The following is a 12,163-nucleotide window of genomic DNA, read 5'->3' as shown; positions in this document are numbered from 1 at the left end:
TTCTGACATCAATCAGGCTATGTCAGACTACTGACATGAGTCAAGAAAAAAATGCGATCGATCTGGAGACATCGATGGGGTACCTACTGAAAGAGGTCTCGATGGCGCTCCGGGTGGCGATGGAGGACATCCTTCGCCCTCTGGGCATGACGGTGACTCATTACTCATGTCTTGAACTGCTCGCTCAGCGGCCGGGGATGACCAACTCCGATCTGGCTCGAGGGGCCTTTGTCACCAGGCAGTCGATGAACGTCCTGCTGCAGGCTCTCCAGCGCGACGGCCTCGTCAGCAGGCCGACGCATGCCTCGAGCGGCCGCGCCCTCCCCGCCGAACTCACGGTGAAAGGCCGGAAGCAACTCAAGACCGCGACGGCGGCCGTCCGAGCCATCGAGATCCAAATGCTTGCGGGAATTACTGACCGAGACAGGGAGCTCTGCTTCCGGGCCCTGCGACAGATGATCTCCTCTCTTAAACCGTCTATGCCCGTCGGGTGACAGCTGATCTTGCGGCGGCACAGGCGTCGTCAATGAGAGCTGTTGATGTCTTCTTAGGAGACGGTGGAGGAACGAGTGACCAGCGAGGGCGTCACGACATGTAGTCCCTCGACGTGCTCACCGGCCAGCCGCCGGAACAGAAGGCGAGCTGCCGTCCTGCCGAGTTCCTCGAAGTTCATGTCGACCGTCGACAGTTGCGGGCGGCTCTGCTCAGCAAGTGGCCGCCAGTTGTCGTATCCAATCACCGCGATGTCACCCGGCACACTTCGTCCCTGTTCGCGAAGGACATCGAGGGCACCGCGCGCGATCTGATCACTGCCGCACATTATTCCGTCCAGATCAGGAGCACGATCGAGCATCATCAGCGTCGCTTGCCGCCCCCATGCTTCGGTCCACGACCCGAAGGCGGGCTCCACCACAGGCGACAAGCCACGAGAGCGCAAAGCCTCGAGGGCGCCGTCTGCCCGCTGTGATGAGGCGAGATACGTGGGATCGCCGCCGATGTAGACAAGTCGCCGGCGACCGATGTCCATGAGATGCATGGCTCCGTGTCGGCCGCCTTCGACGTCGTCCGTGATGACCGAGACGTCGTCGGGGTCGGAGGAGGGCCCGTAGGCATAGACCACTGGAACAGGTATCCGCCCGGTGAGGGGAGGCCTCGGATTGGCACGATCCGCTACGACCAGGATGCCGTCGACTTGACGGTCGAGCAGGCTGCCGACGTAGTGCTGTTCACGGATCGCGTCACCACGGGCATCACAGAGGAACACCGACAATTGCTGGGCTCCGAAGGCATCCTCGGCACCCATCAGCATGGGGAGACTGAATCGTCCCTCGAGATCGTTGGTCAGGAGTCCGACCGTGTTCGTCCTGCCCGACAACAGCCCGCGCGCGAGAGAGTTCGGGCGAAACGAAAGCTTCTCCGCCGCGGCGAGGACGGCGTCACGGGTGTCTTGGCTGATGCCGTCGCGATCGTTCAAGGCTTTCGACACCGTGCCGACCGAGACCCCGGTGAGCTGGGCGACATCTGCCAGCGTCGTTCGACGCGTTTTGATGCCGAGGCGTTGATCCGTCAAGGTTCGGCTCCGTTCGCAACTGGTGCTTGACGACCTTACCTCAGGAGCCCTACAGTCACGCAAAGGTTTTCGTAAACTTTCGATCGAGATCGATCATCCTCAATGAAGAGAAAGGCAGGGCAGCATGCCCGTCACCTCACCGCACCGTCGGCGCCGTCTCGTCGTCGCCGTCGTCAGCCTCGCCGCAACCGCAGGTCTAGCCCTTAGCGGTTGCTCCGCGAGCGACACCAGTTCGAACACTTCTTCCGGGTCTGCCACCGGGAGTGACACCGGCGCCGAGCTGACGATGTGGACTCGGGCTGGGACCAAGACGCAGAGCCAGGCCCTGGTCAACGCATACAACGAGACTCACAAGAACCAGATCAGCCTGACGATCATCCCCGATGACAACTACCAGGCCAAGGTCGGCTCCTCCGCGGGTTCGGGATCACTGCCCGACCTCTTCTCGTCGGACATCGTCTACCTGCCGAACTACACCTCCAAGGGCTTGTTCGCGGACCTCACTGAGCGCATCGACGCCCTGCCCTACGCCGACCAGCTCAACAAAGCCCAAATCCAGGCGGGCACGTACGAAGGGAAGAAGTACGTCCTGCCGAGCGTCGTCGACGCTTCCGTGATGTTCTACAACAAAGACCTCTTCACCCAGGCCGGCCTGGATCCAAACACACCCCCGACGACGCTCGCCGAGTGGGTCGCCGACGCCGAGAAGATCTCCGCGCTGGAAGAGCCCGGCGTGAGTGGAACCTACTTCGGTGGAAACTGCCCGGGCTGCATGGCCTTCACGATGTGGCCTTCCATCTGGGCATCCGGCGGCTCCGTCATGAACGATGCCGGCACGAAGGCGACGTTCGACACCGACGAGGCAAAAGACGTCTTTGCCTCGTACCGCGACCTGGCAAAGGTCGCCGGCTCGGGAACCAAGGACGAGACCGGAGCGACTTGGACGGCACCGTTCCCCGACGGCAAGGTCGGTCTCATGCCCATGCCGGGCTCCACCCTGGGCACCATGCCCGAGAACACCGGTGTCTCCGGCATCCCCGGTGTCGACGGAGGAGAGTCCTCGTTCGTCGGCGGCGATGCCATCGGCATCGCGCAGAGCAGCAAGAACCAAGACGCGGCATGGAACTACCTGCAGTGGACTGAGACCGAGGCAGCGCAGGTCGACATCATCGCCAAGACCGGCGGTCTGGTCACCCGCGCCGACTTCGCCGACAACAGCTACTCCTCGGCAGACCCGCGGGTCGTGAAGATCAACGAACTCGTCGCGCAAGGCCAGACGCCGTCAGCTCTGAACTACGGCGCCGCGTTCAACGACCCCAATGGTCCGTGGCTGTCCCTGTTTCGGGACCAGGTTTTCGGCAGCGCGGCCGACCTCAGCACCGACAACGACGCCATCACCGCCAAGCTCACGAACTGAGCGCCGCCGGCCGAGGCTGACTACTGCCCAGCCCCGGCCGGCACCTCCCACCCGACCCTCGCGCCCTTCGGCGTGATCGCACCTGCACACCCGTTCGGAGTTCCCGTGCTCACAGCTACGTCCACCATCGACTCGCCACAGCGACGTCGACCCCAAGCCGTCAGGACGACCCGTTCGTTCCACACGCGACACCGCCGGGCTTTGATCGGATGGGCGTACGCGGCACCGGCAGCCGTCTTCGTCGTGCTGTTGTTCGTTGTTCCCTTGATCACCGTCGTGGTGATGTCCTTCAGTGACTGGAGCCTCATCGGTGGGAACGCCGGATCGAACTTCCCGGAAAACTACCTCAGCTTCGCCTCCGACCCGCTCTTCCTGCCCGCAGTCGGGTTCACGCTGCTGTACACAGTCGTCGCGACAGGCATCGTGCTCGTGTTGTCACTGGCCCTCGCCCTGTTCGTGCAAGAGGTGTCGCGGGCGAACACCTTCGTCCGCTTGGCGATCCTGCTGCCCTCGGCACTGGGCGTCGCCAGCGCGTCGTTGCTCTTCGTCGGCCTCTACAGCCCGAACGTCGGACCCCTCAGCGGCATCGCACAGTGGCTCGGCCTGAGTGACCAGCCGCTGTCTTTCGTCGACACCCCCACCAAAGCTTTCTGGGCGACAGTGGTTTTGGTGGTCTGGCGCTTCACCGGCTTCTACATGCTGATCCTGCTCGTCGGCCTCCAAGCGATACCTGTCGAGCTCTATGAAGCCGCACGTCTGGACGGCGCAACTGCCATGCAAGTGTTCCGCCGGATCACTCTGCCGTTGCTGCGCCCCTCGATCATGCTGTCGCTCGTCCTCGGAGTCACAGGATCGCTACTTGCTTTCGACCAGTTCTTCATCCTCACCCAAGGTGGCCCCGACAACTCCACCATCACCGTCGTGCAGCTCATCTACCGCGCCGCGTTCCAAAGCTTTGACCTCGGGCAGGCTGGCGCGCTTTCCGTCGCCACCCTCATCGCGCTTCTCGTGCTCAACGCCGCACAGATCGTCTTCCTCAGGGAAAAGGACCACTCATGACCGCCCTACCCTCTCGCACCCGCACAGGCGTGCCGACACAAACCGGAGCAGGGCCCAGATGGTCGCTGTACCGACTCGGACACGGCACCCGAATGGTGCTGACGATGCTCATCGTCCTCGCCTTCGTCTCACCACTCGCCTGGGCGGCCTACGCCTCCGTCAGCCCCCAAGGCGACAGTTCCCAGCAGAACGGTTACGGGTTCGGCAACTACGAAGCCCTCGTGCATTTCCAAGCCGGCCTCGGACGGTACTTCCTCAACAGCCTCTTCGTGGCACTGCTCACCGTCGCGCTCGTACTCTTCATCAGCACCCTCGCCGGATACGCGTTCGCCCGCTTCTCCTTCCCCGGCAAGAACGTCTTATTCATCCTCATCCTCGGCATCTTGATGGTTCCCGCGGCGTCGCTGCTCATTCCGCTCTACGTCCTCTTGAACACCCTCGGCTTGTCCAACTCCCTAATCGGTCTCGCCCTGGTCCTTGCCATGTACCAACTGCCATTCGCCGTGTTCATGATGCGGATCGCCTTCGAGGGGCTCCCCATGGAACTGGAGGAAGCAGCGGTCATGGACGGTGCGTCCAGCCCCCGCACCCTTTGGTCAGTGCTGATCCCCTCGGTCACACCCGGCATGATCACCGTCGGGCTGTTCGTGTTCCTAGCATCCTGGAACGACTTCGTGGCACCGCTGATCCTCATCAACGACCCCGACAAGGCCCCGCTCCCGCTTGCCATCGCATCGATCCGCCAGCAGACACTCGGGTCGATCGACTATGGCGCCACCGAGGCCGGTGTGGTCGTCCTCGCGATCCCCTGTGTGGTGCTCTTCCTCGTGCTCCAACGCTTCTACGTCCGCGGTTTCATGACCGGCGCCCTGAAAGGCTGACCATGACCCTCACCACATCACCCACGACTCCCATCGCACCCACGCTGCCGACGGAGACCGAACGGACACCTGCATCCCTGGACCGGTCGGCTCTGAACCCATCCGGCTACTGGGGGCACTGGCAGAACGTGAACAGCACTGTCATGATCGAGCACTCCAGGTCGTGGATGGAGCGCCTCGGCTGGGTCGACAACTTTCGCGCCGCAGCAGACGGGACGTTGCCTGAACGCCGACGCGGTCGCGAGTTCACCGACTCCGACGTCTACAAGCTCATCGAGGCCATGTCCTGGGAACTTGGCCGGAAACCGGCTGACGCCCGACTGCGAGCCGAGCGCGACGACCTCGTGCGCGTCGTCGCTGCCGCGCAGGAACCTGATGGGTACCTCAACACGATGTTCGGCCGGGCCGGGCAGTCCCCCCGCTACTCGGACCTCGAGTGGGGCCACGAACTCTACGACTACGGCCACCTACTCCAAGCAGCGGTCGCGGCCACCCGCGTGGACGGGCCTGGACTCCTTCTGGACGTCGCCCGTGCCGCCGCCGACCACATCGTCACGACCTTCGGTGACGCCGGAGACCAGCGGTACTGCGGGCATCCGAACATCGAGCCGGCGCTGGTCGAATTCGGTCGCCTGACCGAGGACGAAAAATACGTCCGCCAGGCAGAGCGTTTCGTCGAGCGCCGCGGCAGCGGACGGCTGAGCGGCGGCGAGATGGGACAGGAGTACTTCCAAGACCTCACCCCCGTCCGCGAGACGCTGGCCCTGCACGGCCATGCCGTCCGGGCCCTCTACCTCGCCGCCGGCGCTGTCGACGTCGCCGTCGAGCAAGGTGACCACGAGCTGCTCCGCACCCTCGAACGGCAGTGGGAACACACCGTACGTCGCCGAACGCACGTCACGGGGGGCATGGGGTCACGGCACACCGGAGAGGCTTTCGGTGACGACTGGGAACTCTCACCCGACCGGGCCTATTGCGAGACCTGTGCCGGCGTCGGATCAATCATGTTCAGCTGGCGCTTGTACCTGGCCACCGGAGACCAGCGCTACAACGACCTCATCGAACGCACCCTGTTCAACATCATCGCCACCTCTCCTGCGCCAGACGGTCACAGCTTCTTCTACAGCAACCCCTTGCAGCAACGCGTCGAGGGAGAGCCGATCGACATCGACACACCAAGCGTCCGGTCCGCAACAAGTGAACGTGCCCCGTGGTTCGACGTGTCCTGCTGCCCCCCGAACGTCTCCCGCACCCTCGCCGTTCTCTCCACCTACGCGGTGACGAGCTCCGCCTCGGAAGTCCAGATCGTGCAGTACGCCTCCGGCACATGGACCGTAGACGTCGACGGCGGTCCCGTCACCTTCCGGGTGGAGACCGACTATCCCCGTTCCGGCACCGTGACCGTTGTCGTCGAGGACGCCCCGGCCGCAGGAGTGACCATAAGCGTGCGAGTGCCCTCCTGGGCCGGCACGCCTCTCGTTCATGTCGAAGGATCAGCGGTGGCGATCACCGCAGAACGCAGTACGGAATTCAACGGCGTCGTGTCCGGGGACACCCTGCAGGTGACGTTCGACATGCGCCCCCGGTTCATCGGTCCGGCCCCTCAGGTGGATGCACTGCGTGGGTGCCTCGCGGTCGAGCAGGGCCCGCGCGTCTTCGCGCTGGAGGGCATCGACCTGCCCGCTGGCTACGACATCGCGGACATCGAGATCGACCCGGCTGCGGATCTCGCCACCGTCGGCCCGGACCTCATCGAGGCCCGCGGGTGGGCCAGGAGCGACGACCCGGCAGCCGGATGGCCCTACGCCACGCAGGAGCCCGCACACGACGACGCGGTCCCCGTTCGGCTGCTTCTGCGCCCCTACGCGCACTGGGGGGAGCGCGGTCGAACCACGATGCGCGTCTGGCTGCCCGTCATCGCCTGAACCATCCGACGCAACGACAAATCACCAACCCACCTGCAAGGTGCGAACAAAGGAGTTCCCATGCGCCGTCGTCTCGGCACACTCGCTGTACTGGCTGCCTTGCTCGCAACCGCCACGATCGGTGTGACCGCACCGACACCGGCGGTCGCAGCAACGAATGCCACGGTGGCCAACCTGCCACTGCTGCCCGGAACCGGCGCCGACCCGGACATCCACACCTACCAGGGCAAGTACTACATGCTCTACAACGGTGACCACACCGGCACGGAGGTGCGGATGCGCGTTGCATCGAGCCTCGCCGGTCTCGCCGACGGCTCCGAAATCAGCGTCTGGACACCTCCCGCCTCGATGCCCGACATCTCCTCACATGTCGGATGGGGCGGATACCTCTTCCCCTCCGGTGGACGCTGGTACATCTACATGCAAGGGGACGACGGCGACCAGAACCACGGCAAGTCCTTCGTCCTCGAGAGCGCCAACAGCGACCCCACGAGCACCTACACGTTCAAGGCGTACATTCCCGGAGTCGTCAACGGCCTGGGTTACGCGGCGGGACCGGCGCTAGTGGGATCGCAGCTGTACCTGTTCCAGACCTATGAGGGGGGCATCTGGGCGGCAAAAGCATCAAATCCGTACACGTTGACAACCGGATGGTCCAAGGTCGCGCAGGCAGCAACATCCGGGTGGGAGTGCGCCAACGGCAGGTGCATCGACGAGGGCTCGAACATCGTCGTGCACGGCAATAAGGTCTTCAACATCTTCTCGGCCGGTGGGTACGAGAGCCCCGACTACTGCGTCGGGATGATGACTGCGCCTCTGGGCGCCGACCTGACGCAGGCATCGTCGTGGACGAAGTCCTCGGGATGCGTCTTTAAACGCAACGACTCGGTCGGCGCGTACGGGCCCGGATCCATGACATGGTTCACCTCGCCCGACGGTTCAGAGGACTGGGTGGCCTATCACGTGAAGACGAGCACGGCCGTCGCGTTCGACGGCAGCGACCGCCGCCTGATGGCCAAGAAGGTCACGTGGAACAGTGACGGGACGCCGAACTTCAGCCAGCCCCAGCAGCCCGGAGCCAGCACCTTGCTCCCGTCCGGTGACTCCGGGGTCAACAACTCCGCCATCGCCGCCGTGTCCTCCGGAGGCAGCGTCTCGTTCTTCGCTCGCACCTCCTCCGGGGCCATCGCTCAACGCGCCGGGGGCGCCTCTAGTACGTCCGCTTGGTCGGCGTTGCCCTCGACCGGTAGCGCTGCCGTCCTTGCGGCTGCGGCAGAGTCAAGGGTTGCAGGCACCATCGACGTCTTCACCGCTCGCGCCGACGGAACTCTCGCGCACGCCTACAACACCGGTTCCGGCTGGAGCGGCTGGGAGAACTTCGGGGCCCCCACCCCAAATGGGCTCGGGTCTGCACCCTCGGCAACGTCGTGGGGTCCGAACCGGCAAAGCGTCTACGTCCGCGGAAGCGATGGCAAAATCTACGAGAAGTGGTGGTCCCCAGAGCAGCAGTGGTCGTCTTGGCAAGATCTCGGCGCTCCTGCCGGGGGTGCATTGTCCGCTCCGGTCGCAGTGTCCCGCACGACAGACCGTGTCGACCTCTTCGTCCGGACCGCGAACAACGCGATCGCAACGAAGTCCTGGAACGGGTCAAGCTGGTCAGCATGGCAAGACCTCGGGCAAGGAGCGGCCGGGCTCGTCTCCGCTCCGAGCGCAGCAAGCTGGAACGCGGGACGCATGCACATCTACGCACTGGGTCGAGACGGCAACATCTGGGAGCGTTACTGGACGAGTGCCGCCGGATGGGCCAACTGGCAGTCGATCGGCAAGCCAAGCAGTGGCGCAGCATCCGCCCCAGCCGTGACCTCCCGGGTCGACGGGACGACCGACGTGACGGTCCGTACGCCATCCGGTGATTACGCGCGAGACACCTGGAACGGATCGTCCTGGTCAGGCTGGACAGATGCCACAGCTCAGTAGACAGACGAGCGAGAGCAGGGCTCTGAGTTAGGCGCAACCACGAAGGGCACGGCCGTCTTCGCTTCGGAAGACGGCCGTGCTGTTCGGTGCGAAGTTGAGCGGAAGCAAGGAACGAGACATGCATCGACGCGAGGAAGGCACCCCGGGCGACGAACCTCAAGCCGCTGGTCGAGGTAGCGATCAGCTAGAAGCTTTCGGAGCCGTCATGTTCGTCCTGAGCGGCTTGTGCACCTGCCTCACCCTTCTTCACTCCCTATCTCCTCGCATCAGCGACGCTGTCGGCATCTGGGGGAGTGTGCTGACGCTCGGGGGGCTGTGTTTCCTCGTGTTCGGTGCAACGGATGAGAGACCGCTACGTCACGCGCCCGCGGCCGAGGTTTTCCTACTCGTCAGCGCGTGCGCCGCAGTCGCACAAAGGCTGACCGTCATGCCGCGACCGGTAATTCCTGCGCTCGGACAAGTGCTCGTTGCCTCGGCACCATTCATCGGTTTGCTTGGCGGTGCATGCGTCTCTGCCGCGACGATTCACCTCCTTGTCAGGGGTCGTCGCCAGTCAAGGGCGCCCCACATCCGCGCATCCCTGGGTCTTGGGCTTCTTGGCGTCGGCGCCATAACCGCGAATGCTTTCTGGGTATGGAACGGCGGAATCGGCAACTCACAATGGCCGACCCTCGCATACGCAGGAATAGCACTTACGGCCCTCGGTGAATTTCTGATAGCAAGCGCACTACGGCGTGGACAACTCCTCATCCCGTCTGCCCGGTAGGGGATCGCCTATTGGACACCTGGACTGGGCATGACGAGGTGCATCCCGGTTCGTCCGGGGGCGATGTCGACGAAGCCGCGTTGCTCGTAGAGGCGTCGGCCCGGTGGATCAGCCGTGAGGGTCACGTAGGCCCCCGGAGGCGCGTGCTCAGCGATGTGAGCCAGGAGGGCGTCGAGAATGGCACCTCCGGTCCCTCGGCCTTGGTGCGCGGGGAGGGTCGCTATGTCGGCGATGAGGAAGTACCAGGCGCCGTCGCCGACGACACGTCCCATCCCGACGACGTTCTCCAAGGTGTCGATGACGTGCCGGAAGGTCCAGGAGCCGGTCAGCGCGCCGGCACCCTGGGCTCCACTCTTGGGCGACAGGCTGCTCTCGACTCGCAGCCGGAGGTAGTCGGCCAAGGGTGGCGGCCCATCGAGGATGCGGTAGTCACGGTGCAGGGGCATGTCTCGAGTCTTCCCGACGAGAGGCAGCAGCCCAAGGAGCGCCGGGGTGCAGATGGGTGCCGGGGTGCAGATGGGTTCTGTGACCAGCCCAGTGTCAGCTGCTACTTGCGTGGTCTTGACGACCGATGCGGTCACATAAGTGCACTCGAGAGCGAGCGAGCAGAGAAGGACCCCGAGACCAGCTGGGTTTCCAGCTGTACGCGTTCGAGACGCCGGCCCTTGACGGCGCACTCGTAGGTCGTACCCAGCAGGTTCGTGATGGGGATGAGTGCCACCCCAGCGCGGAACGGCACGGGGTCTTGGCTTCCGTGATTTTTGGCCAGGTCGTCGACTGGTCGAGCGCGGACGGTTCTCGGTGGGTTGCCCGGCCGATAGCTCAGGCAACGTGACTAGTTGAGCAACTTCGCCAGCAGTCGCTGAAGTTCGGTCTGCTCGTCCGTGTCGAGGCGCACGAGCCATTCATCGAATTTCACGGAGAGAATCTCGAGCGCCTTGTCGAGGGTCTGTGCGCCTTCAGGGGTGAGGGCGAGGCGGTGCCGGCGAAGGTCGGCGGGATCGATCTCTCGTCGGACAAAGCCCTTGGCTTGAAGGTTTTTGAGGTACACGGTCACGCTGGGCTTGGGCAGGACGAGCCGCACGGCGAGTTCTGCAGGGTAGGGGCAGTCATCGATCTCGCCGAGGACGAAGAACTCCTTCGCCTCCAACCCGAGCGACTCGATCTCCGGAGCGCAGTCGTTCATCACCCGGGTCAGCACCTGGTGGTTCAACGACCAGATCCGGGCGGCGCTGGAGGTGTGCATCGAGGCTCCTGGTAAAAAGTGGTATAGGTCTGAACTAGTTCCAAACGAAACTTTCGTAGTCTCGGACAATCTTGCCCGACGAACAGTCTACTACGGGGCCCTCAGCCCCCGGAAGGATCGACCCCCATGTCGACCACGCAGGACATCACCTTCAGCAACGACACCTTCGACCTCGCCGGCCAGCTCCACCTGCCGGACGGTTTCGACCGAGACGGCTCCTACCCAGCGGTCGTCATCTCCACGCCCGGGAGCAGCGTCAAGGAGCAGATCGGCGCGAACTACGGACGAGGCCTCGCTGACCGCGGCTACGTCGCGCTTGCTTTCGACCCCGGATTCCAGGGCCAGAGCGGCGGCCACCCCCGCGACCTCGAGAACCCGGCCGCGCGCGTCGACGACATCCGCTTCGCCGTCGACTACCTCACGACGCTTCCGTACGTCGACAACTCTCAGATCGGTGCCCTCGGCATCTGCGCCGGTGGCGGCTACGCGGTCAGCGCCACCATGACCGACCACCGCATCAAGGCCCTCGGCACAGTCGTGCCCGTCAACGTCGGGCGAGCATTCCGCCAAGCCGACACCTCCTCCAAGGGCTCCGCGATCGCGATGATCGACGCCGTCGGCGACAAGCGCACCGCGGCCGCCGCCGGCAAGGACATCGACCGCAACATGTGGATTCCCGACACCGAGGACCAGGCAACGGCCTTCGGTATCACCGACATCGACACGCTCCAGGCGGTGCGGTTCTACCGGACCCCGCGCGGCTACAACGAGAACTCGACCAACCGCCGCTACTTCACCAGCGACGCCATGATGCTCGGCTACGACGCGTTCAACCTCGTCGACGAACTCCTCGCCCAGCCGCTGCAGGTCATCGTCGGCGGCCGCCTCGGAACGACGTTCTCCTACTCCGACGGCCTCGCCCTCTGGGAGAAAGCGCCCAACGCCAAGAACTTCCACGTCATCGACGGGGCGGGGCACTACGAGATGTACGACGAGCCCGAGTATGTCAACGAAGCCGTCGAGACCCTCGACGTCTTCTTCCGGGAGCACCTCGCCAGCTGAATCTCTCGACAGTGTGCGATGCAAACACCTGCATGCAGTGCCGCATGACCTACCGAGCGCTCGACGCCAAGGGGCTCGACTACCAGATGGTCGACGTCACCGAGAGCGCCAACGCCCTCGAATTCGTCAAGGAGCTGGGCTACCTCACGGCCCCCGTCATCGTCGTCTCCGACCACGACCACTGGGGAGGGTTCCGCCCCGACCACATCGACCGCGTGGCCGCCGGGGGAGCGACCGAGAGCGAAGCAGTCGAGGCGTAG

At 64.3% G+C, this 12,163-nt stretch carries 11 protein-coding genes; 8 read left to right on the top strand and 3 right to left on the bottom strand.

Annotation, left to right across the window (positions count from 1 at the left end; all coding sequences use genetic code 11):
• Window positions 1-35: 35 nt before the first annotated feature.
• Complete coding sequence (locus tag BIV04_RS01900; RefSeq protein WP_071253663.1) at window positions 36-494, top strand: MarR family winged helix-turn-helix transcriptional regulator; 459 nt, start codon at window positions 36-38, stop codon at window positions 492-494.
• Window positions 495-547: 53 nt separating this feature from the next.
• Here the strand turns inward: BIV04_RS01900 and BIV04_RS01895 are convergent, their stop codons facing one another.
• Window positions 548-1,570, bottom strand: coding sequence for a LacI family DNA-binding transcriptional regulator (locus BIV04_RS01895; RefSeq protein ID WP_056261547.1), 1,023 nt, complete (start codon window positions 1,568-1,570; stop codon window positions 548-550).
• Window positions 1,571-1,694: 124 nt separating this feature from the next.
• Between BIV04_RS01895 and BIV04_RS01890 the strand changes: the two genes are divergently transcribed.
• From BIV04_RS01890 to BIV04_RS16315, 5 genes are all read left to right on the top strand, one after another.
• Window positions 1,695-2,987: an ABC transporter substrate-binding protein gene (locus tag BIV04_RS01890; protein ID WP_071253661.1), complete on the top strand. Its 1,293-nt coding sequence runs from the start codon at window positions 1,695-1,697 to the stop codon at window positions 2,985-2,987.
• 264 nt (window positions 2,988-3,251) lie between these two features.
• A complete protein-coding gene (locus BIV04_RS01885) occupies window positions 3,252-4,046 on the top strand; it encodes a carbohydrate ABC transporter permease (RefSeq protein WP_255364109.1) in 795 nt (264 codons plus the stop codon).
• A 104-nt stretch (window positions 4,047-4,150) separates the two neighbouring features.
• A complete protein-coding gene (locus BIV04_RS01880; protein WP_255364108.1) occupies window positions 4,151-4,927 on the top strand; it encodes a carbohydrate ABC transporter permease in 777 nt (258 codons plus the stop codon).
• 2 nt (window positions 4,928-4,929) lie between these two features.
• Window positions 4,930-6,852, top strand: a complete 1,923-nt coding sequence (locus tag BIV04_RS01875) for a glycoside hydrolase family 127 protein (protein WP_071253655.1) — start codon at window positions 4,930-4,932, stop codon at window positions 6,850-6,852.
• Window positions 6,853-6,912: 60 nt separating this feature from the next.
• Window positions 6,913-8,829 carry a family 43 glycosylhydrolase gene (locus tag BIV04_RS16315; protein ID WP_083396052.1) on the top strand — a complete coding sequence of 639 codons (1,917 nt, stop codon included), beginning with the start codon at window positions 6,913-6,915 and terminating at the stop codon, window positions 8,827-8,829.
• 774 nt (window positions 8,830-9,603) lie between these two features.
• Here BIV04_RS16315 and BIV04_RS01865 read toward each other — a convergent pair.
• The gene (locus tag BIV04_RS01865) at window positions 9,604-10,041 is read right to left on the bottom strand and encodes a GNAT family N-acetyltransferase (RefSeq protein ID WP_071253651.1); all 438 of its coding nucleotides are present in this window, start codon (window positions 10,039-10,041) and stop codon (window positions 9,604-9,606) included.
• A gap of 389 nt (window positions 10,042-10,430) precedes the next feature.
• The gene (locus tag BIV04_RS01860; RefSeq protein WP_071253649.1) at window positions 10,431-10,841 is read right to left on the bottom strand and encodes a MarR family winged helix-turn-helix transcriptional regulator; all 411 of its coding nucleotides are present in this window, start codon (window positions 10,839-10,841) and stop codon (window positions 10,431-10,433) included.
• A 126-nt stretch (window positions 10,842-10,967) separates the two neighbouring features.
• Here BIV04_RS01860 and BIV04_RS01855 point away from each other — a divergent pair, with 126 nt between their 5' ends.
• Window positions 10,968-11,903, top strand: coding sequence for an alpha/beta hydrolase (locus BIV04_RS01855; protein WP_071253647.1), 936 nt, complete (start codon window positions 10,968-10,970; stop codon window positions 11,901-11,903).
• Window positions 11,904-11,914: 11 nt separating this feature from the next.
• Window positions 11,915-12,163, top strand: coding sequence for a glutaredoxin-like protein NrdH (nrdH, locus tag BIV04_RS01850; RefSeq protein ID WP_255364107.1), 249 nt, complete (start codon window positions 11,915-11,917; stop codon window positions 12,161-12,163).

This window comes from Frigoribacterium sp. MCBA15_019, from assembly GCF_001864945.1.
In the GTDB taxonomy this organism is placed as follows: Bacteria; Actinomycetota; Actinomycetes; order Actinomycetales; family Microbacteriaceae; genus Frigoribacterium.
This window is presented reverse-complemented; position numbering and strand designations above follow the sequence as displayed.